Raw genomic sequence first — 22,926 nt, 5'->3', positions numbered from 1 at the left:
CCGTTATGACCGATCAACACGCCATTTATGACGAAGTCTCTGCGCTGCTGGTTAAGCTGTTTGAGATAGACCCGCAGGACATCAAACCTGAGGCGCGTCTGTACGAAGATCTTGAGCTGGACAGCATCGATGCGGTCGACATGATCGTCCATCTGCAAAAGAAAACCGGTAAGAAGATCAAGCCGGAAGAGTTCAAAGCCGTACGCACCGTGCAGGATGTCGTTGACGCGGTAGAACGCCTGCTTAAAGAAGCCTGATTCGCCGTGTCCGGCATTCGCACATTGCCTGTGCTGACAGGCGTGCTGTTGCTTGCCTGGCCTTTCCTGATTTGGTTTGGTCTGGCGCACCACAGCCTGCAGTGGTTACTGCCGCTGATGGCACTCCTGCTGTTCTTACGCTTTCGCCAGACCCGGCGACAGGCGGGTCCGCTGCGCATAGTCACTCAGGTGGTGGCAGCAGTGGGTATCACCCTGTGCGTCGCCAGTTACCTGCTTAAAACCCATCAGCTTCTGCTGTTTTATCCGGTTGTCGTGAATGCCGTCATGCTTGCCGTTTTTGGCGGTTCGCTCTGGTCATCGATGCCCATCGTTGAACGACTGGCGCGACTGCGCGATCCCCAGCTTCCGGATGTGGCGGTGCGATACACCCGCCGGGTGACGCAGATCTGGTGCGCCTTTTTTATCGTCAATGGCGGCGTGGCGTTGTTTACCGCCCTCCATGGCGATATGGCGATGTGGACCGCATGGAATGGCATGATTGCCTACCTGCTGATGGGGTTACTGATGGGCAGCGAATGGCTGGTACGCCATTGGATGATGAATCGAGATTCACAATGAAACAGACCCTGACGCTTGCCGAATGGCTCACCTCCCCCCGTCCAGCGAACACGCCTGTCGCCTGGCTGGACGAACGCCACTGGACGCTCGGTCACTTGCGCCACGATGTCGCGCAACTGATGGCACACCTGCAACAGCAGGAAGGCGATCGCTGGGCGCTCTGTTTTGAAAACAGCTATCTGTTTATTGTCGCGTTGCTGGCGACCCTGCATGCGGGGAAAACGCCCGTGATTCCGGGGCATAATCGCGTCTCTTTGCTCGACGAGCAGCGGGCGTTGTTTGACGGTGTGCTGAGCGATAAAACGCTCGGCTGGCAAGGGCCGCTGTGGGTGGTCAGCTCAGCAATGACGCTCAGCGATGAGGCGTGCTTCTTCCCGCCCCTGCGCCACGATGCGTATGTTGAGCTGTTTACCTCCGGTTCGACGGGACAGCCGAAGCGCATCGTCAAACCTGTTGCCCGTCTGGACCACGAAGCCGAACTGCTGGCGGCGCGCTTTGCCGACCGCCTGACGGGGTGCCGGGTGGTAGCCTCCGTCGTGCCGCAGCATCTATACGGTCTGACGTTCCGTATTTTCCTGCCAATGGCCCTTGGCCTGCCGCTGCATGCAGCCATGCTCTACTACGCGGAGCAACTGGCTGCGCTGGGTCACGAACATCGCTATGTGTTCATCAGCAGCCCGGCGTTTTTAAAACGTCTCGACCACCAGCTTCCCGCACCGCCAGTGGCAATGATTTTGTCGGCGGGCGGCATGTTACCGTGGCAGGACGTCACGCAAACCGCCGCCTGGCTGAACGTCTGGCCGGATGAAATCTACGGTAGCACCGAAACCGGTATTCTCGCCTGGCGCTATCGTCAGCAGGAGAACGTCGCCTGGCTACCCTTCCCTGGCGTGTCATTTACCGCAGAAGATGCCGCATTTCGCGTCTTTTCTCCGCTGATTGCCGATGCTAACGGTCTGTTGCTCGACGATATCCTGCAATTTGAGCCAAACGGCCAGTTCCGTCTGATGGGACGTCGTGGACGGGTAGTCAAAATTGAAGAGAAGCGCATTTCGCTCAGCGAAGTCGAACACCGCCTGCTGGAGCTGAAGGGCATCCGCGAAGTCGCCGCCCTGCCGATCACCCGCGGCGGTCGCCAGGGCGTGGGCGTACTGCTGGTACTGGATGACGAGGCGCGCCAGCGCTGGCAGAACAGCGGGGGAAAAACGCAGGAGCTGACGTGGCGGCGAGCGCTTCTGCCGTGGCTCGAGCCGGTCGCCGTACCGCGTTACTGGCGGGTCATCGACGAAATCCCGGTCAACAGTATGAATAAGCGTGTCTATGCGCAATTACAGGAGTTGTTTCATGATACCCCATGAAATTGAGCGCCATCAGGCACAGCCCCAACAGGTAGAGATCGTCCTGCACCTCGATCCTTCCCTGTTCTGGTTTAGCGGTCATTTTGCCGTGCAGCCGCTGCTGCCGGGCGTCGCGCAGATGGACTGGGTGATGCACTATGCCACCACCCTGCTCGCTCCCGGCTGGCGTTTTCACAGCATTCAGAACGTGAAGTTCCAGGCGCCGCTGCTGCCGGAAAACACCGTCACGCTAACGCTGAGCTGGCAGGAGGCGCGTCAGATCCTGACGTTCAGCTATCAACGCCACGATGGCGACGCGCGCCATACCGCCAGCAGCGGGAAGATCCGACTATGTCGTTAACCTTTTCCCCCTGCGTGCTGATCCCCTGCTATAACCACGGCGCCATGATGTCGCGTGTCCTGACACGCCTGCAGCCGTTTAATCTGCCGTGTATTGTGGTGGACGACGGCAGCGATGCAACCACGCAGCAGGAACTGGACAGACTCACCGTGGACACCGCCGGTCTGACCTTAATCCGTCTGGCGGAAAACGCCGGAAAAGGCGCGGCGGTGATCCGTGGATTAGAGGCGGCGGCAGAAGCCGGATTTACCCATGCCGTCCAGGTCGATGCCGATGGTCAACATGCCATTGAAGACATCCCAAAACTGCTGGAACTGGCGCAGACCCATCCCGCCGCGCTGATCTCCGGACAGCCGATTTACGATGATTCCATTCCCCGTTCGCGCCTGTACGGGCGCTGGATAACCCATGTCTGGGTCTGGATTGAAACCCTGTCCCTGCAACTGAAAGACAGCATGTGCGGCTTTCGCGTCTACCCTGTCGGTCCTACGCGCCAGCTGGCGCAGCGGGTGACGCTTGGCAAGAGGATGGATTTCGACACCGAAGTGATGGTGCGTCTCTGGTGGCAGGGCACCCCCAGCTATTTTGTCCCGACTCGCGTGACCTATCCGCCGGACGGACTGTCGCACTTCGATGCTTTCAAAGATAACTGTCGCATTTCGCTGATGCACACGCGCCTGTTCTTCGGCATGTTGCCACGCATCCCGTCACTGCTGCTGCGTCGAACGTCGCCGCACTGGGCGCGCCAGCAGGAGGTGAAAGGGCTGTGGGGAATGCGCCTGATGCTATGGGTATGGCGTTTGCTGGGACGCAAGGCGTTCACGTTGCTGCTCTGGCCGGTGGTCGGCGTCTACTGGCTGACCGCGTCCTCTGCACGCCGCGCTTCACAGAACTGGATCGCCCGCGTGCATGCGCAGTTGGCCGCACGCCAGAGGCCAGTTCCAGCTAACCTCACCAGTTATCAACACTTTCTGCGCTTCGGCAACGCGATGCTCGATAAAATCGCCAGCTGGCGCGGTGAACTGCATTTTGGCCGCGACGTGGTGTTTGCGCCAGGGGCTGAAGAGGCGCTGAACGTCAGCGATCCTCGCGGTAAGCTACTGCTGGCCTCCCACCTGGGCGATGTTGAAGCCTGTCGCGCGCTGGCGCAGTTGCAGGGCAGCAAAACCATCAACGCGCTGGTGTTCAGCGATAACGCCCGGCGTTTTAAGCAGATTATGGAAGAGATGGCGCCGCAGGCCGGACTCAACCTGATGCCAGTGACCGACATCGGCCCGGACACCGCCATTGCGCTCAAAGAGAAGCTGGAGCGCGGGGAATGGATTGCTATTGTCGGCGATCGCATTGCGGTAAATCCCCAGCGTGGTGGCGAATGGCGCGTCTGCTGGAGCCGTTTCATGGGGCAAGCCGCCCCGTTCCCGCAGGGGCCATTTATCCTTGCCTCAATCTTGCGCTGCCCGGTGGATCTCCTCTTTGCCCTGCGTCAGCAGGAGAAGCTGTGCATTCACTGCGAGCCGTTCGCCGATCCGCTGGTACTACCGCGTGCCGAACGCCAGCAGGCGCTACAGCAGACCATCGACCGCTATGCCGAACGTCTTGAGCATTACGCGTTACAGTCGCCACTCGACTGGTTTAACTTTTTCGATTTCTGGCAGTTGCCGGAACCCAAAAACAAGGAGTAAAGGGTGCTGAACGATCCCCGCTTTACGGCTGAAGTTGAGCTGACCATTCCGTTTCACGACGTCGATATGATGGGCGTGGCATGGCATGGCAACTATTTCCGTTACTTCGAGATCGCCCGCGAAGCGCTGCTGAACCAGTTCGACTACGGCTATCGCCAGATGAAAGCCTCCGGCTACCTGTGGCCGGTGGTGGATACCCGCGTCAAATACCGCAATCCGCTGACCTTTGAACAGCGCATTCGCGTACGCGCGCGTCTGGAAGAGTTCGAAAACCGCCTGCGCATTGGCTATGAAATTTTCGATGCCGAAAGCGGGAAACGCGCGACGACGGGTTACACCATTCAGGTCGCGGTGGAAGAGAAAAGCCGCGAAATGTGCTTCGTCTGCCCGGACATTCTGTTTGAACGAATGGGAGTAACGCCATGAGATTTCTACCGCTGCTGGCGCTGCTTATCAGCCCGTTTGTTAGCGCGTTGACGCTCGACGAATTGCAACAGCGCTTTACCGAACAGCCGGTGATCCGCGCGCATTTCGATCAAACCCGGACGATTAAGGATCTGCCGCAGCCGCTGCGATCCGCGGGAACGATGTTGATCGCCCGTGACCAGGGGCTTTTGTGGGATCAAACCCGTCCGTTCCCGATGCAATTGTTGCTGGACGATACGCGAATGGTGCAGTCCATCAACGGTCAGCCGCCGCAGACCATCACCGCCGATAACAACCCGCAGATGTTCCAGTTTAACCACCTGCTGCGCGGGCTGTTTCAGGCCGACCGCAAGGTGCTGGAACAAAACTTCCGCGTGGAGTTTGCGGATAGCGGAGAGGGTCGCTGGACGCTGCGCCTGACGCCGATCACCACGCCACTGGATAAGATCTTCGCCACCATCGACCTGGCCGGAAAAACCTATCTGGAACGTATTGAGCTAAACGACAAACAGGGCGACCGCACGGATATCGCGCTTTCCCAACACCAACTGACGCCTGCGCAACTGACTGATGACGAACGCCAACGCTTTGCCGCCCAGTAAACGCCCCGCGCTGTTATGGGGAATCGCCTGCATCATGATGCTGGGCGTGTTGCTGATGTTGCTGCCTCAGGCGCGGCTCAACAGCAGCGTGCTGGCGATGCTGCCAAAACAGGCGCTGGGGGCGATTCCGCCGAGCCTGAATGACGGCTTTATGCAGCGTCTTGACCGCCAACTGGTCTGGCTGATCAGTCCCGGTAAAAAGGCTGACCCGACAATCGCCCGTAACTGGCTGGCGATGCTGCAACAATCACAGGCGCTGGCAGAGGTGAAAGGCCCGATGGACGCCGACAGCCAACAGGCATGGGGCGCGTTCTTCTGGCAGCACCGCAACGGTTTGATTGACCCGCAAACTCGCGCCCGTCTGCAAAACGGCGGCGACGCGCAGGCGCAATGGATTCTGTCTCAACTCTATTCCGCGTTTTCTGGCGTCAGCGGGAAAGAGCTGCAAAACGACCCGCTGATGCTGATGCGCGGATCGCAGCTGGCGATGGCCGAAAACGGCCAGCGTCTGCGGCTGATGGACGGCTGGCTGGTGGCGCAAGACCCCGAGGGAAACTACTGGTATCTGCTGCATGGTGAACTGGCCGGTTCGTCGTTCGATATGCAACAAACGCATCATCTGGTGACCACGCTCAGCACGCTTGCAGAGGAGCTGAAAGCGCGCTATCCGCAGGCGCAGCTACTGTCGCGTGGCACGGTCTTCTACAGCGATTACGCCAGCCAGCAGGCAAAACAGGATGTCTCCACGCTCGGCGTGGCGACGGTGCTGGGCGTGCTGCTGCTGATTGTCGCGGTGTTCCGCTCGCTGCGCCCGTTGCTGCTGTGTCTGCTGTCGATTGGCATTGGCGCGCTGGCGGGAACCGTCGTCACGCTGCTGTTGTTCGGTGAACTGCATCTGATGACGCTGGTGATGAGCATGAGCATCATCGGCATCTCCGCCGACTACACGTTGTATTACCTGACCGAACGGATGGTGCATGGCGCGGAAACCTCGCCCTGGCAAAGTCTGGCGAAAGTGCGAAATGCCCTGCTGCTGGCGCTGCTGACCACCGTTGCGGCCTACCTGATCATGATGCTCGCCCCCTTCCCCGGCATTCGCCAGATGGCGGTATTTGCGGCTGCAGGACTGAGCGCTTCCTGCCTGACGGTGATTTTCTGGCATCCGTGGCTGTGTCGCGGGCTACCGGTGCGTCCGGTTCCGGCGATGGTGTTGATGCTGCGCTGGCTTGCCGCCTGGCGACGCAATAAGAAGCTCTCCGTCGGTCTGCCGGTCGCACTCGCGCTTTTCTCACTGGCGGGTCTGGCGACCCTGCGCGTGGATGACGATATCTCGCAGTTGCAGGCGCTGCCGCAGCACATTCTGGCGCAGGAAAAAACCATAACCGCGCTGACCGGACAGAGTGTCGATCAGAAGTGGTTTGTGGTGTACGGCGACGCCCCCCAGCAGACGCTGGAACGACTGGAAGCCTTTGTTCCGTCGTTGGCGCAGGCGAAAAAAGAGGGACTGCTCAGCGGCTATCGCACGATCCCATTGAATTCACTGACCCGTCAGCAGCAGGATCTCGCCTTGCTGAAAAACGCCGCGCCGGCGGTCATCCTCGCCCTGAACAGCGCCGGGCTGACGACGGTCAATCCCGATCTAACCCCTATGCCGGTTACCGTTGGCGCCTGGCTTGCCAGCCCGGCCAGCGAAGGCTGGCGGCTGCTGTGGTTGAGCCTGGCCGACGGTGAAAGCGGCGTACTGGTGCCGGTGGAAGGCGTCAAGCAGAGCGCTGCGCTCAACGCGCTCAGCGAGAAATATCCCGGCGTCGCGTGGGTGGATCGCAAAAGCACCTTTGACAGTCTGTTTGCGCTGTATCGCAACGTACTGACCGGTTTGCTGTTTGTCGCGCTGGCGGTGATTGCCTGCGGCGCGATCGCCCGGTTGGGCTGGCGCAGAGGAGGTATCAGCCTCGTGCCGTCGGTATTGTCTTTGGGCTGCGGCCTGGCGGTGCTGGCATTGAGCGGGCATGCGGTCAATCTGTTCTCGCTGTTGGCGCTGGTGCTGGTACTGGGGATCGGTATTAACTACACGCTGTTTTTCAGTAATCCGCGTGGGACGCCGCTGACCTCCCTGTTAGCCATCACGCTGGCTATGATGACTACCCTACTGACGCTCGGCATGCTGGTCTTTAGCGCCACCCAGGCGATCAGCAGTTTTGGCATTGTGCTGGTAAGCGGTATTTTCACCGCGTTCCTGCTTTCCCCTCTGGCGATGCCGACGAAAAAAGAGAAGAAACGAAAATGATGAAACGTCTTTTTGCCGGATGGCGGCTACGCCTTATCCGGCCTGGTGGGTCAACAGGTTGGCGTAGCGCCATCGGACAGTTAGCCCTGTGCCTCTTCGCGCTGATCCTCACCGGCTGCAGCCACTCACCGAAACCGCAGGAAGGCCGTCCACAGGCGTGGCTGGAGCCAGGTACGCGGGTGACGCTGCCTGCGCCGGGCATATCTCCGGCAGTGAACGCTCAGCAGTTGCTCACCGGCAGCTTTAACGGCAAAACTCAGTCGCTGCTGGTGATGCTGAATGCCGATGATAAAAAAATCACGCTGGCGGGGCTGTCGTCGGTGGGTATTCGTCTGTTCCTCGTCACTTACGATGACAAAGGGTTGCACACCGAGCAGTCCATCGTGGTTCCGCAACTGCCGCCCGCGAGTCAGGTGCTGGCTGACGTAATGCTCAGCCATTGGCCGATTAGCGTCTGGCAGCCGCAGTTGCCGAAAGGCTGGACGCTGACGGACAGCGGCGACAGGCGTGAACTGCGTAATGCCCGCGGCAAACTGGTGACGGAAATCACCTACCTGAACCGCAAAGGCAAGCGCGAGCCGATCAGCATCGAACAGCATGTCTTTAAATACCACATCACCATTCAATATCTGGGTGACTGATATGATTTACATTTCTGCGGTGGGCATGATTAACGCGCTGGGCAACGATACCGATGAAATCGCCGCCAACCTGACGCATGGCGTTGCGCCCGGCATGCGCCCGCGTACCGGCTGGCTACAGGGATATCCTCACGCGGTACTCGCCGGCGTGGACGGCGAACTGCCCGCCATCCCGGACGACTTTAGCGCCCACCGTTCGCGCAACAATCAGTTGCTGCTGGCGGCGCTTAGGCAGATCCAGCCGCAGGTTGATGAGGCCATTGCGCGCTACGGTCACGATCGGGTGGCGGTGGTGCTCGGCACCAGTACGTCCGGTCTGGACGAAGGCGACACGCACGTTAACCTGACGCTGAACGGCGAAGAGAGCCAGCACTGGCAGTACCCGCAACAGGAACTGGGCGACCCGTCGCGCTTTCTCAGCCACTGGCTGAAGCTGGACGGTCCGGCATTCACTCTCTCCACCGCCTGTTCTTCCAGCGCTCGCGCTATTATCAGCGGTCGTCGCCTGATAGCGTCCGGTCTGGCGGACGTTGCGATCGTCGGCGGCGCAGATACCCTGAGTCGGATGCCGATCAACGGCTTCCACAGTCTGGAATCGCTCTCGCCGACGCGCTGTCTGCCATTTGGCCGTGACCGTAGCGGGATTACCATTGGTGAAGGCGCGGCGCTGATGCTGTTGACCCGCGAACCGCAGCCCATCGCGCTGCTTGGCGTAGGGGAGTCCAGCGACGCGCACCATATTTCGGCGCCGCACCCGGAGGGCGTCGGGGCCATTCGCGCCATCCAACAGGCGCTGGACGATGCCGCTATCACACCGGAACAGGTGGGCTACATCAATCTGCATGGCACCGCCACGCCGCTGAACGACCAGATCGAGTCCAGAGTGGTCAACGCGCTGTTTGGCGAACGCGTCCCGTGCAGCTCGACCAAACACCTCACCGGCCACACGCTGGGCGCGGCAGGGATTACCGAAGCGGCGCTCAGCATGCTGATTTTGCAGCATGACCTCCCGCTGCCAGCGCAGGACTTTAGCCTGTCGCCGCGCGATCCGGCGCTGCCGCTCTGCGGCATCATCGAGCAACCTCAGCCGCTTGAACGCCCGTTTGTCTTGTCGAATTCGTTCGCCTTTGGCGGCAATAACGCCAGTATTCTGCTCGGGAGAATGTCATGAGCCACTATTTATCACCCGGCGAATACCTGCCGCACGACGCGCCCATGCTGCTACTCGAAGAGGTGGTCAGCGTGGATGAAGACACCGCCGTTTGTTGCGTCACGGTGGCGAGCGGCGGCGTTCTCTCACCGTTCCTTGATCCGCAGGGCAATTTACCCGGCTGGTTCGCGCTGGAACTGATGGCGCAGACCGTTGGCGTCTGGTCCGGCTGGCACCGCCATCAGCAAGGTCAGGGGGCGATTTCACTCGGGATGGTGCTCGGCGCACGCGAACTGATTTGCACAGCCGGTGTTCTGCCTGCAGGAAAAACAGTATCCATTACCGTCAAGTTGCTGATGCAGGACGACCGTTTCGGCAGCTTCGAATGCACAATTACCGCTGACGAAGAGACACTGGCGACAGGCCGCGTCAATACCTTCCAGCCGTCGGCAGAAGAACTTCACTCTCTATTTCAACAAGGAGCGTCCGCATGAGTCGTTCAGTTTTGGTTACCGGCGCCAGCAAAGGTATCGGTCGCGCAATCGCCCGCCAGTTGGCAGCGGACGGCTTTGTGGTCGGCGTCCACTATCACCGTGATGCGCAGGGGGCGCAGGAGACGCTGGACGCCATTCTCGCCGTCGGCGGCGCAGGCCGTCTGCTCAGTTTCGACGTGGCAAACCGCGAGCAGTGCCGCGAAGTGCTGGAACAGGATATCGAAGAGCATGGCGCGTGGTACGGCGTGGTCAGTAATGCAGGCGTTGCGCGCGATGCCGCCTTCCCGGCGCTCAGCGACAGCGACTGGGACACGGTGATCCACACCAATCTCGACAGTTTTTATAACGTCATTCAGCCGTGCATCATGCCGATGATTGGCGCGCGCCAGGGCGGTCGGATCATCACCCTGTCGTCGGTCTCCGGCGTAATGGGAAATCGTGGGCAGGTGAACTACAGCGCCGCCAAAGCCGGGATTATCGGGGCCACCAAAGCGCTGGCGATTGAACTCGCGAAACGCAAAATTACCGTCAACTGCATCGCGCCGGGGCTGATCGACACCGGAATGATCGACATGGAAGAGGCCGCGCTAAAAGAAGCAATGGCGATGATCCCAATGAAACGCATGGGTCAGGCGGACGAAGTCGCCGGACTTGCCAGCTATTTGATGTCGGATGTGGCGAGCTACGTCACCCGTCAGGTGATTTCCATCAATGGAGGGATGTTATGACACGTCGCGTGGTGATAACGGGCATGGGCGGCGTCACCGCCTTTGGGGAAAACTGGCAGGACGTTTCCGCCAGACTGCGGACCTATGAAAACGCCGTGCGCAAAATGCCGGAGTGGCAGGTTTATGACGGACTACATACCCTACTGGGCGCGCCGATCGATGACTTCACGCTGCCGGAGCATTACACCCGTAAGCGCATCCGCGCGATGGGTCGCGTGTCGTTGATGTCCACGCGCGCCACCGAACTGGCGCTCGAACAGGCTGGACTGATTGGCGACGACGTGCTCACCAACGGGGAAACGGGGATTGCGTATGGCTCATCCACCGGCAGTACTGGCCCGGTGAGTGAATTTGCCACCATGCTGACCGAGAAGCACACCAATAACATCACCGGCACCACCTATGTGCAGATGATGCCGCACACCACCGCCGTCAATACCGGTCTGTTTTTCGGCCTGCGCGGACGCGTGATCCCTACGTCCAGCGCCTGCACGTCCGGCAGCCAGGCGATTGGCTATGCGTGGGAAGCCATTCGCCACGGTTATCAAACCGTGATGGTGGCAGGCGGCGCGGAAGAGCTGTGCCCGTCGGAAGCCGCCGTCTTTGATACGTTGTTCGCCACCAGTCAGCGCAACGAGCAACCGAAAACCACGCCGTCGCCGTTCGATGAACAGCGCGATGGGCTGGTGATTGGCGAAGGCGCCGGGACGCTGATCCTTGAAGAACTCGAACACGCCAAAGCGCGCGGCGCGACGATTTACGGTGAAATCATTGGTTTTGCCACCAACTGCGACGCCGCACATATCACTCAGCCACAACGGGAAACCATGCAAATTTGCATGGAACAATCGCTGAAAATGGCCGGGTTAAACGCGCTGGATATCGGCTATATTTCCGCGCACGGTACGGCGACGGATCGTGGCGATATTGCGGAAAGTCAGGCGACCGCCGCAATTTATGGCGATAATGTGCCAATCTCCTCGCTGAAAAGTTATTTTGGGCATACCCTTGGTGCCTGTGGCGCGCTGGAAGCCTGGATGAGTCTGCAAATGATGCGCGAAGGCTGGTTTGCGCCTACGCTAAACTTAAAACAGCCCGACGCCAACTGCGGCGCGCTGGATTACATCATGGGTGAAGCCCGCAAGATTGATTGTGAATTCTTACAGAGCAACAATTTTGCGTTTGGCGGCATCAATACGTCCATCATCATCAAACGTTGGTCCTGACATGTATCGGATCGTACTGGGAAAAGTTTCGACACTCAGCGCAGGCGCCTTGCCGTCTGCGTTAACCGATCTGGCGCCGCAGGGTCCGCGACGCGCACGCTGGCTGGCGGGTCGCGTTCTGCTTTCCCATACCCTCTCGCCGCTGCCGGAGATTGTTTACGGCGAACAGGGGAAACCCGCGTTTTCACCCGAGACATCGTTGTGGTTCAACCTGAGCCACAGCGGTGACGACATCGCCCTGCTGCTGAGCGACGAAGGCGAAGTGGGTTGCGATCTCGAAATCATCCGCCCGCGCGCCAACTGGCGCTCGCTGGCAAATGCGGTCTTCAGCCTCGGAGAACATGCCGAAGTGGAAGCGGAACATCCGGATCGGCAGCTCGCCGCATTCTGGCGTATCTGGACGCAAAAAGAGGCGATAGTGAAACAGCGCGGCGGCAGCGCGTGGCAAATCGTCAGCGTCGACAGCACCTTTGACTCCGGACTTTCGCTGAGCCATTGCCAGGTCGATAACCTGAGCCTGGCCGTCTGCACCCCCACACCCTTTACCCTGACCGCAGACGCGGTACAGTGGCTGGAAACGGTCTGACATCGCAACTATACGATTTTCGTATAATTCACGCCTTTGACCGCCCTTCTCTTGATCCAGAACACGTCAAAAGTATGATGATTCTTTAGAATCGTCATACTCATTAAGTCGTACCTCTACATCATTCGGGATCACCATTTTGTCCAGACTACGCCGCACACTTTTTGCGCTGCTGGCCTGTGCGTCATTCCTTACGCACGCCGCTGCCACTGATGAAATCACTACCGCCTGGCCGGTCAACGTTGGGCCACTTAATCCCCATCTGTATACCCCTAACCAGATGTTCGCCCAGAGCATGGTCTATGAACCGCTGGTGAAGTATCAGGCCGATGGTTCGGTCATTCCGTGGCTGGCGAAAAGCTGGACCCACACGGAAGATGGCAAAACCTGGACCTTCACCCTGCGTGATAATGTGACCTTCTCAAACGGTGAAGCGTTCGACGCTCATGCCGCGGCGGAAAACTTCCGCGTGGTGCTCGATAACCGTCAGCGTCACGCCTGGCTGGAACTGGTCAATCAGATCGTCGACGTGAAAGCGCTCGACAAGAACCAGTTACAAATCACCCTGAAAAGCGCCTATTACCCGTTCCTGCAAGAGCTGGCGCTACCGCGCCCGTTCCGTTTTATCGCGCCGTCGCAGTTTAAAGACAACGAAACGATGCGCGGCATTAAAGCGCCGATTGGCACCGGCCCATGGGTACTGAAAGAGTCGAAGCTCAATCAGTACGATGTACTGGTACGCAACGATCGCTACTGGGGTGAAAAGCCGCAGATTCAAAAGATTACCGTCAAAGTGATCCCGGACCCGACGACCCGCGCCGTGGCGTTTGAAACTGGCGACATCGACCTGCTGTACGGTAACGAAGGGTTGTTGCCGCTCGATACCTTCGCCCGTTTCAGTCAGAACCCGAACTACCGTACCCAGCTTTCTCAGCCGATTGAAACGGTAATGCTGGCGCTCAATTCGGCCAAAGCACCGACCAATGAGCTGGCGGTACGTGAAGCGCTGAACTATGCGGTGAACAAGAAATCGTTGATCGACAATGCGCTGTACGGCACGCAGCAGGTCGCCGACACGCTGTTCGCCCCGACGGTCCCTTATGCCAACGTTGGCCTGAAACCGCGTCAGTACGACCCGCAGCAGGCGAAAGATCTGCTGGAAAAAGCCGGTTGGACGCTACCCGCCAGCAAAGACATTCGTGAGAAAAACGGTCAACCGCTGCGCATTGAGCTGTCGTTCATTGGCACCGATGCGCTGAGTAAGTCGATGGCGGAAATTATCCAGGCCGATATGCGCCAGATTGGTGTTGATGTCGCACTGATCGGCGAAGAAGAGAGCAGTATTTACGCCCGCCAGCGCGACGGTCGCTTCGGTATGATCTTCAACCGCACCTGGGGCGCGCCGTATGACCCGCACGCCTTTATGAGTTCGATGCGCGTGCCGTCGCATGCGGATTACCAGGCACAGCAGGGTTTGGCTGACAAAGCCTTGATTGACAAAGAGATTGGCGAGGTGCTGGAAACCACCGACGACGCGCAGCGTCAGGCGCTGTACAAAGACATCCTGACCCGCCTGCACAACGATGCGGTCTATCTGCCCATCAGCTATGTCTCGATGATGGTGGTCGCCAGACCTGAACTGGGCACAATTCCGTATGCGCCTATCGCCTCTGAAATCCCGTTTGAACAGATTAAACCGGTGAAACCCTGATGTTGCGTTATGTACTGCGGCGCATTCTGCTGCTGATTCCGATGATTTTCGCCGCCTCGGTGATCATCTTCCTGATGCTGCGCCTGGGCACCGGCGACCCGGCGCTCGACTATCTGCGCTTATCGAACCTGCCGCCGACGCCGGAAATGGTGGCCTCAACCCGCGTGATGCTGGGACTGGATCAGCCGCTTGTCGTGCAGTACGGCACCTGGCTATGGAAGGCGCTGCATCTGGATTTTGGCATCTCGTTCGCCACCCAGCGCCCGGTGCTGGATGACATGCTGAATTTCCTGCCCGCGACGCTGGAACTGGCGGGCGCAGCGCTGGTGCTGATCCTGCTGACTTCCGTACCGCTTGGCATCTGGGCGGCGCGCCACCGCGACCGTCTGCCGGATTTCGTCGTGCGACTGATCGCCTTTCTCGGCGTGTCGATGCCGAACTTCTGGCTCGCCTTCCTGCTGGTGATGTTTTTTTCGGTATACCTGCAGTGGCTGCCCGCGATGGGCTACGGCGGCTGGCAGCATCTCATTTTACCGGCGGTGTCGATCGCCTTTATGTCCCTGGCGATTAATGCCCGACTCCTGCGCGCCAGCATGTTAGAAGTCGCCGGGCAGCGTCACGTCACCTGGGCGCGCCTGCGCGGGCTGAACGACAAACAAACCGAGCGCCGCCATATTTTGCGTAACGCCTCGCTGCCGGTCGTCACCGCGGTCGGGATGCACATCGGCGAACTGATTGGCGGGACGATGATTATCGAGAACATCTTTGCCTGGCCTGGCGTCGGCCGCTATGCCGTCTCGGCCATCTTTAACCGCGACTACCCGGTGATTCAGTGCTTTACGCTGATGATGGTGGTGGTCTTCGTGGTCTGTAACCTGATTGTTGATCTGCTGAACGCCGCGCTGGACCCGCGCATTCGTCGTCATGAAGGAGCGCACTCGTGAACTTTTTCCTCTCTTCACGCTGGTCGGTTCGTCTGGCCATGATTGTCATCGCCCTACTGGCGGTGATTGCGCTGACCAGTCAGTGGTGGCTGCCGTATGATCCGCAAGCGATCGATTTGCCCTCGCGCCTGATGGCGCCGGACAGCCAGCACTGGCTGGGGACAGACCATCTGGGACGCGATATTTTCTCTCGCCTGCTGGCTGCGACCCGCGTGTCGCTGGGTTCGGTGATGGCCTGTCTGCTGCTGGTGCTGGCGCTGGGACTGATCGTCGGTGGTAGCGCTGGACTGCTGGGTGGTCGCGTCGATCAGGCCACCATGCGTGTCGCCGATATGTTTATGACCTTCCCGACCTCCATTCTGTCGTTCTTCATGGTCGGCGTATTGGGCACGGGACTCACCAACGTGATTATCGCCATCGCGCTGTCACACTGGGCGTGGTATGCGCGGATGGTGCGCAGTCTGGTCATCTCCCTGCGCCAGCGCGAGTTTGTTCTCGCCTCACGGCTTTCCGGCGCGGGTCATGTCCGGGTATTCATCGACCATCTGGCCGGGGCGGTGATCCCATCGTTACTGGTGCTGGCCACGCTGGATATTGGCCACATGATGCTGCACGTTGCCGGGATGTCTTTCCTCGGCCTTGGCGTAACAGCACCGACGGCGGAATGGGGGGTGATGATTAACGACGCCCGCCAGTATATCTGGACCCAGCCGCTGCAAATGTTCTGGCCGGGGCTGGCACTGTTTATCACCGTGATGGCCTTCAATATGGTGGGTGACGCCCTGCGCGATCATCTGGATCCTCATCTGGTCACGGAGCATGCCCACTGATGCCACAGCACATTGAACTGCAAAACATCGCTTTACAGGCCGATCGCCCGCTGGTGCACGGCGTATCATTGACGCTAAAACGCGGACGCGTGCTGGCGCTGGTGGGTGGCAGCGGTAGCGGTAAATCGCTGACCTGCGCGGCGGCGCTGGGGATTTTGCCCGCAGGCGTTCGCCAGACAAACGGAACGCTTCTTGCTGACGGTAAGCCGGTGGTGCCTTGCTCCCTGCGTGGGTTCAAAATCGCCACCATTATGCAAAATCCGCGCAGCGCGTTTAATCCCCTGCATACGATGGCGACCCACGCGCGGGAAACCTGTCAGGCGTTGGGTAAACCGGCAGATGACGGCACGCTTATCCACGCCCTGCAAGCCGTGGGCCTGGAGCATGCCGATCGCGTGCTGAAGCTCTATCCGTTCGAGATGAGCGGCGGCATGCTGCAACGCATGATGATCGCGATGGCGGTACTGTCCGATGCGCCGTTTATCGTCGCCGATGAGCCGACCACCGACCTGGATGTGGTGGCGCAGGCGCGCATCCTCGATCTGCTGGAGAGTATTATGCAGAGCCGGGCGCCGGGCATGCTGTTGGTGACTCACGATATGGGTGTGGTCGCACGACTGGCCGACGATGTGGCGGTGATGGATAACGGAAACATCGTCGAACAGGGCGACGTGGAAACCCTGTTCAGGGCCCCCAGACACGCCATCACCCGCGGTCTGGTATCGGCACATCTCGCCCTGTACGGTATGGAGTTAGCCTCATGACTTTACTCAGCGTCTCTGACCTCTCTCATCAGTATGCCCATGCCAGCCTGGGGGGAAAACATCAGCATCAGCAGGTACTGAAAGACGTCTCCCTGAACCTAAAAAGCGGCGAAACCGTTGCCCTGCTGGGGCGCAGCGGCTGCGGGAAAAGTACGTTAGCGCGTCTGCTGGTCGGGCTGGAATCGCCCAGTCAGGGAAGCGTGAGCTGGCGCGGTGAACCGCTGGCAAAACTGAACCGGGCTAAACAAAAGGCGTTTCGCCGTGATATCCAGATGGTCTTTCAGGATTCCATTAGCGCTGTGAATCCGCGTAAAACCGTCTGTGAGATCCTGCGTGAGCCGATGCGTCATTTACTCTCATTGTCCAAAGCCGAACAGCTGGCGCGAGTACGCGAGATGCTTAACGCCGTCGATCTGGATGAAAACCTGCTGGATAAACGTCCGCCACAGCTCAGCGGCGGTCAGCTCCAGCGCGTCTGTCTGGCCCGCGCACTGGTGGTGGAGCCGAAACTGTTGATTCTCGATGAAGCGGTGTCGAATCTCGATCTGGTGTTGCAGGCAGGCGTCATTCGTCTGCTCAAAAAACTACAGCAGCAGTTTGGTACCGCCTGCCTGTTTATCACCCACGATCTGCGGCTGGTGGAGCGTTTTTGCCATCGCGTAATGGTGATGGAAGACGGGCAAATAGTTGAGACACAGACGGTGGGTGAGGCATTAACTTTTTCCTCCGAGGCCGGTCGTGTGCTACAAAAGGCGGTACTCCCCGCCTACCCCGTGCGCCATCGCGCCATTTCGTAAGGTTGATATCTGATGCAACGAGTCACCATCACGCTTGATGACGATTTACTGGAGACGCTGGATAGCCTGAGCCAGCGTCGTGGTTACAACAACCGCTCCGAAGCCATTCGCGACATTCTGCGTGGCGCGCTGGCGCAGGAAACCACTCAGGAGCACGGCACCCAGGGCTTTGCGGTGCTCTCTTACGTGTATGAACATGAGAAGCGTGATTTAGCCAGCCGCATTGTGTCGACCCAGCACCATCACCATGATTTGTCCGTCGCCACACTGCATGTGCATATCAATCATGACGACTGTCTGGAGATTGCCGTCCTGAAAGGCGATATGGGCGATGTTCAGCATTTTGCCGATGATGTTATCGCCCAGCGCGGCGTGCGCCACGGCCATTTACAGTGTTTGCCGAAGGAAGAGTAAGCGTCAACGATGCCGCCGGGGGCGCTGCGCTTGCCCGGCCTGGATTTTCGCTCCCGTAGGCCGGATAAGGTGTAACCACCATCCGGCTTACCACTGCCGGGGGCGCTTCGCTTGCCCGGCCTACCTTTGCACTCCTGTAGGCCGGATAAGGTGTAACCGCCATCCGGCATCCGGCATCTGCTTACGCCATCGTGCCAATCGTCTTTCTGAACCGCAGTAGCGCGATCAGGAAGAATGCGCCGCCGATGGCGAGTAGCGTCAGAAACTGCGGCCAGACAATGCTGAACCCTGCGCCGCGATAGAGTATTGCCTGCGCAAGACTGACAAAATGGGTCGTCGGCATCGTCAGCATGATGTCCTGCACCGCCTGCGGCATGCTTTCGCGCGGCGTGGAACCGCCGGAAAGCATTTGCAGCGGTAAAAGCACCAGAATCATCAACAGCCCCAGTTGTGGCATAGAACGCGCCAGCGTGCCCATGAAAATGCCGATCGAGGTGGTGGCGAACAGGCTCAGCGCCACACCCAACATGAACAGCGGAATGGACCCTTCTATCGGCACGCCGAGCGCCCCTTTCACCATCAGCATCAGCGACAGCCCCGAGACCACCAGCACCACCAGTCCCATCGACCAGACTTTCGCCATCATGATCTCAAACGGGGTGATCGGCATCACCAGCAGGTGTTCCACCGTGCCGTGTTCACGTTCGCGAATCAGCGCCGAACCGGTCAGCACAATCGCCAGCATGGTGATGTTATTGATGATCGCCATCACCCCGCCAAACCACGCCGGATCAAGGTTTGGGTTAAAGCGCATTCGGGTCTCCAGCGAAACCAGCGGCTCGCTGTTATCCCGGTAGCGCGCGACAAAACTGTTCACTTCGCCGCTGATGATATTCTGGATGTAACTGTTGCCAGTGAACGCCTGACTCATGCGCGTAGCATCAACGTTAACCTGAATATCTGGTTGCCTTCCGGCCAGCACGTCCCGTTGAAAGTTAGGCGGAATATTGACCGCAAAGGTATAGCGACCCGCATCCAGCCCGGCATCCATCTCATCGGCGGTGATCATCTCCGGCGGTAAAAACCACGGACGGTAGAAGCTGTTGACGATACGATTCGAGAGCTGCGACTGGTCCATATCGGCAATGGCAATCGGCGCGAGATGCAGCGACCCCGGCAGCACGGTCGCGGAGGAGTATACCGAGACGGTAAAGGCAAACACGATCAGCGTCAGCATCGCCTTATCGCCCAACAGGCTGCGCAACTCCTTGATGCCTAAATTATAAATATTGCGTAGTCGGCGCATCACCCCTCCTGTTTTTTCAGCAACAGCACGCTCAGCCCCATCACCACCGGAATGGCGATCAGCAACGGTACAAACAGCGGCCAGAGATCGGTGAGATCCAATGCTTTCGAGAATGTGCCGCGGGCGATCGTCAGGAAATGGCTGGTTGGGTAGATCTCGCCGATCCACCGCCCCGGTCCTTCCAGCGACGCCACCGGATCGATCATCCCGGAGAACTGCGTCGCCGGGATCAGGGTAATGATGGACGTGCCAAAAATCGCCGCAATCTGACTCTTCATGAACGTGGAGATCAGCAGCCCCATTCCGGTGGCGATGGTGACATACAGTAGCGCGGCCAGGCTGAGCGTGAGGAAACTGCCTTTGTGCGGTACGCCAAAAACAAACACCGACAGAGCACACAGCAACAGGAAATTCAGCATCCCCAGCGCGATATATGGCAGCTGTTTACCCAGCAAAAACTCACTGCGGGTGGTGGGCGTTACGTACAGGTTGATGATCGACCCCAGCTCTTTTTCCCGCACCACGCTCAGCGCACTCAGCATCGACGGAATCATCATCAGCAATAACGGGATGACCGCCGGCACAATGGCCGGCAGGCTCTTCACGTCCGGGTTGTAGCGATAACGCGTTTCAATGGTCATGAGTCCACTCTGCCCCACCGGCGTCGGCTGGCGGCTCGCCACGTCCTGTAACCAGCTCTGGTGCATCGCCTGCACGTAACCTTTTACCGTCTCGGCACGGCTGGGCATGGCGCCATCCACCCAGACGCCAATCGCCACCGGCGTCCCCCGCGCAATGTCACGGCCAAAGTTGGGCGGGATTTCGATGGCCACCGCCACCTCGCCGGAACGCATCCGCCGGTCGAGATCGTCATAGCTGGTCAGCGGCGGCTGTTCAATGAAGTAGCGCGAACCCGCCAGATTCAATGACCAGGCCTGGCTGCTGACGGTTTGATCGCGATCGAGTACGGCAAAACGCAGATTTTCGACGTCCATGCTGATGCCGTAACCCATGATCAGCATCAGGATCACCGTTCCCAGCAGCGCCAGCGTCGAACGCACCGGATCGCGCCTGAGTTCCAGCGCTTCGCGACGGCTGTAGCTGAACAGTCGCCGCAGGCTGAATCCCTGACGCGGCGGCTTCGCCTCTTCATGTTTTGTTTCAACCGGCACAGAGGCTTCAGGCGCCGGGCCCGCCGCCTCCTGGAGCCAGGAGATAAACGCCTCTTCAAGGCTTGCAGCCCCGCGCCGTTCAACCAGCTCCTGCGGCGTACCGCTGGCGAGCACTTTTCCGGCATGCATCAACGACATGCGGTCACAGCGCTCGGCTTCATTCATAAAGTGGGTGGAGATAAAAATGGTCACTTTGTCCTGACGCGACAGATCGACCATCAGTTGCCAGAACATATCCCTGGCCACCGGGTCAACGCCGGAGGTTGGTTCGTCGAGGATCAACATTTCCGGGCGATGGATCACCGCCACCGCCAGCGACAGCCGCTGGCGAATGCCGAGCGGGAGCGACTCGGGCAACGTATCCTCAACCTCCGCCAGCATAAAACGTTCGCTCATCTCCTGAACGCGCTGGGGGATTTCCGCTTCCGGGATGTGAAACAACCGGGCGTGGAGTTCAAGGTTCTGTCGAACCGTCAGCTCGCTGTACAGCGAAAACGCCTGCGACATGTAGCCCACCCGGCGGCGGGTGTCGATATCCTTCGGGTCAACCGGTTGACCAAACAGCCAGGCCTCACCTTCACTGGCAGGCAGCAGCCCGGTCAGCATCTTCATGGTGGTCGATTTACCGCAGCCGTTGGAACCGAGGAAGCCAAAAATCTCCCCTCGCGGGATGCGAAAGTTGACGTGATCGACGGCGACAAAATTGCCGAAGCGCATGGTCAGGTCTTTTGCCTCAATGGCAATGTCTTCCTGCTCTGCGTGATACGGCGGGATCACCACTGGCTGATACGCCTGGCGCTGCGCCTGCGGTAACAGGGCGATAAACGCCTGTTCCAGCGTCGCGCTGGCGGTTTGATCGCGGAGTTCCTGCGCACTGCCGGTCGCCAACACCTCACCGGCGTTCATCGCCACCAGCCAGTCAAAACGCTCGGCTTCTTCCATATACGCCGTCGCCACCAGCACGCTCATGTTGGTCTGCCGCTGACGGATGTTGTCGATCAGATCCCAGAACTGGGCGCGAGACAGGGGATCGACGCCGGTGGTCGGTTCATCCAGTATCAATAATTCCGGGTCATGGATCAGCGCACAGCACAGACCCAACTTTTGTTTCATCCCGCCCGAGAGTTTCCCCGCCGGACGATCGCGAAACGGGGCAAGACCGGTGCTGTTCAGTAACTCCGTAATCCGCGCTTCGCGCTCGGCTTTGTCATGACCAAACAAACGGGCGAAGAAGTCGACGTTCTCATACACCGACAACGTGTGATACAGGTTTTTTCCCAGCCCCTGCGGCATCCACGCAATACGCGGACAGACGTCACGACGGTGTTTCGGATCGCGCATGTCGCCGCCCAACACCATGACGTTGCCTTGCTCAATCACCCGAGCGCCGGAAATGAGCGACAGCAGGCTTGATTTCCCCACGCCGTCGGGGCCAATCAACCCCACCATGCAGCGCGCGGGGATATCCAGCGTGATGTTATTCAGCGCCACCGTGGTCCCGTAATGCTGACTCACGCCGTCAAGGTGCGCCACGGGAGGAACGGGAACCAGCGCCAGAGAGGTCATTGCGGCAACCTCACCGCCAGCGAGTCAGGCCAGGGAAGCTGTTCGTTCAGTCGCACCCACGCCATGCCTGGCAGTCCGGTTTTGACATATTCCAGATGCTGCTGGAGTAATTCCGGGGGGATACGCGCCTTGACGCGAAACATTAGCTTCAGGCGCTCATCGCTGGTTTCAACGGTTTTCGGCGTGAACTGCGCGACGCTGGCGACAAAACTGATAGTGGCAGGAATACGCAGATCCGGTGCGGCATCAAGCACCAGACGGGCTTCACCGCCAATTTTCAGCAAACCTGCCTGTTCGGTAGGCAGGAAGAACGTCATGTAAACATCGCTGAGATCGACCATATTCAGAACCCGACCGCCCGCCGCCAGCACTTCGCCCGGCTCCGCCACGCGGTACTGAACCCGGCCATCACGCGGGGCTTTAAGCTCGCTGTCTTCGATATCCGCAACAATCCGCCGTTCGGTCGCCTGCGCGGCATCGACGCGGGTTTGCGCCTGAATAATGCTGGTGCGTGCGGCTTCAATCGCTGCTTTCGTCGCGGAGACCTGCGCCTTTGCCGACTCCAGCGCCGCACGTGCGCTTTCCGCCGCGGCGCGATCGTCATCCAGCTGTTGCGCCGAGACCGCGCCACGCTGGGAGAGCGAGCGGGAACGGACGTGACGTTTGGAGACGGAATCCAGCTCGGCTTCACGCTGTTTCACCACCGACTGGGCGGCGCGGGTTTCGCTTTGCCGCTGTTCGAGCAGCGCCCGTGCGGCAGCCACGGCGCTTTCGGCCTCTTTGATTTGTGCGATGGCTTCCAGCCGTTGCTCCTGCAACACGCGGGTATCCATCTTCGCCAGCACTTCGCCCTGGCGTACAAACTGCCCCTCAGTCACCAGAATGGTATCAATACGTCCGGCGATTTTGGTGGCGATGTCCACTTCCGTCGCCTCGATTCTGCCGTTGCTGGCAGCAAAACCGTCCGGTACGCCTGCGGGCCGTAGTACCCACCACACGCCAGCAGCGATCACCACCAGTACGCCCACAACCCACCACGTCAGATGACGCTTAATGTTGTCCATAA

23 protein-coding genes are annotated in these 22,926 nt (G+C 59.4%); 20 read left to right on the top strand and 3 right to left on the bottom strand.

The features are described from left to right. Nucleotides 1-5 precede the first annotated feature (5 nt). The 20 genes from AL479_RS10365 to nikR all read left to right on the top strand — a co-directional run bounded on the left by AL479_RS10365 (nucleotide 6) and on the right by nikR (nucleotide 17,816). Nucleotides 6-257, top strand: a complete 252-nt coding sequence (locus AL479_RS10365; RefSeq protein WP_042323056.1) for an acyl carrier protein — start codon at nucleotides 6-8, stop codon at nucleotides 255-257. A gap of 6 nt (nucleotides 258-263) precedes the next feature. Further along, entirely contained in the window at nucleotides 264-836 is a 573-nt protein-coding gene (locus AL479_RS10360) for a hypothetical protein (protein WP_061076026.1), read from the top strand. Further along, nucleotides 833-2,194, top strand: coding sequence for an AMP-binding protein (locus AL479_RS10355; protein ID WP_061076025.1), 1,362 nt, complete (start codon nucleotides 833-835; stop codon nucleotides 2,192-2,194). The genes AL479_RS10360 and AL479_RS10355 overlap by 4 nt, the downstream gene beginning before the upstream one ends. Next, nucleotides 2,181-2,534 (top strand): beta-hydroxyacyl-ACP dehydratase, encoded by a 354-nt coding sequence (locus AL479_RS10350; RefSeq protein WP_042998501.1) that lies wholly within the window; start codon nucleotides 2,181-2,183, stop codon nucleotides 2,532-2,534. Before AL479_RS10355 ends, AL479_RS10350 begins: the two co-directional genes overlap by 14 nt. Continuing rightward, complete coding sequence (locus AL479_RS10345; RefSeq protein WP_061076024.1) at nucleotides 2,525-4,216, top strand: glycosyltransferase family 2 protein; 1,692 nt, start codon at nucleotides 2,525-2,527, stop codon at nucleotides 4,214-4,216. The genes AL479_RS10350 and AL479_RS10345 overlap by 10 nt, the downstream gene beginning before the upstream one ends. 3 nt (nucleotides 4,217-4,219) lie before the next feature. After that, nucleotides 4,220-4,642 (top strand): acyl-CoA thioesterase, encoded by a 423-nt coding sequence (locus AL479_RS10340; RefSeq protein WP_061076023.1) that lies wholly within the window; start codon nucleotides 4,220-4,222, stop codon nucleotides 4,640-4,642. Further along, nucleotides 4,639-5,244 carry a LolA family protein gene (locus AL479_RS10335; protein WP_061076022.1) on the top strand — a complete coding sequence of 202 codons (606 nt, stop codon included), beginning with the start codon at nucleotides 4,639-4,641 and terminating at the stop codon, nucleotides 5,242-5,244. Before AL479_RS10340 ends, AL479_RS10335 begins: the two co-directional genes overlap by 4 nt. Beyond that, entirely contained in the window at nucleotides 5,213-7,531 is a 2,319-nt protein-coding gene (locus tag AL479_RS10330; protein WP_061076021.1) for an MMPL family transporter, read from the top strand. Before AL479_RS10335 ends, AL479_RS10330 begins: the two co-directional genes overlap by 32 nt. Then, a complete protein-coding gene (locus tag AL479_RS10325) occupies nucleotides 7,528-8,172 on the top strand; it encodes a DUF3261 domain-containing protein (RefSeq protein ID WP_061076020.1) in 645 nt (214 codons plus the stop codon). The genes AL479_RS10330 and AL479_RS10325 overlap by 4 nt, the downstream gene beginning before the upstream one ends. A gap of 1 nt (nucleotide 8,173) precedes the next feature. Then, on the top strand, nucleotides 8,174-9,343 hold the full coding sequence (locus tag AL479_RS10320) for a beta-ketoacyl-[acyl-carrier-protein] synthase family protein (protein WP_061076019.1): 1,170 nt from the start codon (nucleotides 8,174-8,176) through the stop codon (nucleotides 9,341-9,343). Further along, nucleotides 9,340-9,816, top strand: a complete 477-nt coding sequence (locus AL479_RS10315) for a 3-hydroxy-fatty acyl-ACP dehydratase (protein ID WP_061076018.1) — start codon at nucleotides 9,340-9,342, stop codon at nucleotides 9,814-9,816. Before AL479_RS10320 ends, AL479_RS10315 begins: the two co-directional genes overlap by 4 nt. Beyond that, the gene (locus tag AL479_RS10310) at nucleotides 9,813-10,544 is read left to right on the top strand and encodes a 3-ketoacyl-ACP reductase FabG2 (RefSeq protein ID WP_061076017.1); all 732 of its coding nucleotides are present in this window, start codon (nucleotides 9,813-9,815) and stop codon (nucleotides 10,542-10,544) included. The genes AL479_RS10315 and AL479_RS10310 overlap by 4 nt, the downstream gene beginning before the upstream one ends. Further along, nucleotides 10,541-11,770 carry a beta-ketoacyl-ACP synthase gene (locus tag AL479_RS10305; protein ID WP_061076016.1) on the top strand — a complete coding sequence of 410 codons (1,230 nt, stop codon included), beginning with the start codon at nucleotides 10,541-10,543 and terminating at the stop codon, nucleotides 11,768-11,770. The genes AL479_RS10310 and AL479_RS10305 overlap by 4 nt, the downstream gene beginning before the upstream one ends. Before the next feature lies 1 nt (nucleotide 11,771). Continuing rightward, nucleotides 11,772-12,356 (top strand): 4'-phosphopantetheinyl transferase AcpT, encoded by a 585-nt coding sequence (acpT, locus tag AL479_RS10300; protein ID WP_061076015.1) that lies wholly within the window; start codon nucleotides 11,772-11,774, stop codon nucleotides 12,354-12,356. A 136-nt stretch (nucleotides 12,357-12,492) separates the two neighbouring features. After that, on the top strand, nucleotides 12,493-14,067 hold the full coding sequence (nikA, locus tag AL479_RS10290) for a nickel ABC transporter substrate-binding protein (RefSeq protein ID WP_061076014.1): 1,575 nt from the start codon (nucleotides 12,493-12,495) through the stop codon (nucleotides 14,065-14,067). Then, nucleotides 14,067-15,011, top strand: a complete 945-nt coding sequence (gene nikB, locus AL479_RS10285; protein ID WP_061076013.1) for a nickel ABC transporter permease subunit NikB — start codon at nucleotides 14,067-14,069, stop codon at nucleotides 15,009-15,011. Before nikA ends, nikB begins: the two co-directional genes overlap by 1 nt. Next, the gene (gene nikC, locus AL479_RS10280; protein WP_061076012.1) at nucleotides 15,008-15,841 is read left to right on the top strand and encodes a nickel ABC transporter permease subunit NikC; all 834 of its coding nucleotides are present in this window, start codon (nucleotides 15,008-15,010) and stop codon (nucleotides 15,839-15,841) included. Before nikB ends, nikC begins: the two co-directional genes overlap by 4 nt. Further along, nucleotides 15,841-16,605, top strand: coding sequence for a nickel import ATP-binding protein NikD (gene nikD / locus AL479_RS10275; protein WP_105291743.1), 765 nt, complete (start codon nucleotides 15,841-15,843; stop codon nucleotides 16,603-16,605). Before nikC ends, nikD begins: the two co-directional genes overlap by 1 nt. Beyond that, on the top strand, nucleotides 16,602-17,402 hold the full coding sequence (nikE, locus tag AL479_RS10270; protein ID WP_061076011.1) for a nickel import ATP-binding protein NikE: 801 nt from the start codon (nucleotides 16,602-16,604) through the stop codon (nucleotides 17,400-17,402). The genes nikD and nikE overlap by 4 nt, the downstream gene beginning before the upstream one ends. A gap of 12 nt (nucleotides 17,403-17,414) precedes the next feature. Beyond that, nucleotides 17,415-17,816, top strand: coding sequence for a nickel-responsive transcriptional regulator NikR (nikR, locus tag AL479_RS23810; protein WP_042323093.1), 402 nt, complete (start codon nucleotides 17,415-17,417; stop codon nucleotides 17,814-17,816). A gap of 181 nt (nucleotides 17,817-17,997) precedes the next feature. Here nikR and AL479_RS10265 read toward each other — a convergent pair whose 3' ends face one another. From AL479_RS10265 to AL479_RS10255, 3 genes are read right to left on the bottom strand one after another with little or no spacing between them, the layout of a single operon-like run. Then, on the bottom strand, nucleotides 17,998-19,122 hold the full coding sequence (locus AL479_RS10265; protein ID WP_046491680.1) for an ABC transporter permease: 1,125 nt from the start codon (nucleotides 19,120-19,122) through the stop codon (nucleotides 17,998-18,000). Continuing rightward, complete coding sequence (rbbA, locus tag AL479_RS10260) at nucleotides 19,122-21,860, bottom strand: ribosome-associated ATPase/putative transporter RbbA (RefSeq protein ID WP_061076010.1); 2,739 nt, start codon at nucleotides 21,858-21,860, stop codon at nucleotides 19,122-19,124. The genes AL479_RS10265 and rbbA overlap by 1 nt, the downstream gene beginning before the upstream one ends. Further along, entirely contained in the window at nucleotides 21,857-22,924 is a 1,068-nt protein-coding gene (locus AL479_RS10255) for an HlyD family secretion protein (RefSeq protein WP_061076009.1), read from the bottom strand. Before AL479_RS10255 ends, rbbA begins: the two co-directional genes overlap by 4 nt. Nucleotides 22,925-22,926: the final 2 nt, after the last annotated feature.

The sequence above is a fragment of the Citrobacter amalonaticus genome (assembly GCF_001559075.2).
Taxonomy (GTDB): Bacteria; Pseudomonadota; Gammaproteobacteria; order Enterobacterales; family Enterobacteriaceae; genus Citrobacter_A; species Citrobacter_A amalonaticus_F.
Note: the sequence above shows the minus strand (reverse complement) of the source record. Positions and strands in the feature narration are given on the sequence as shown.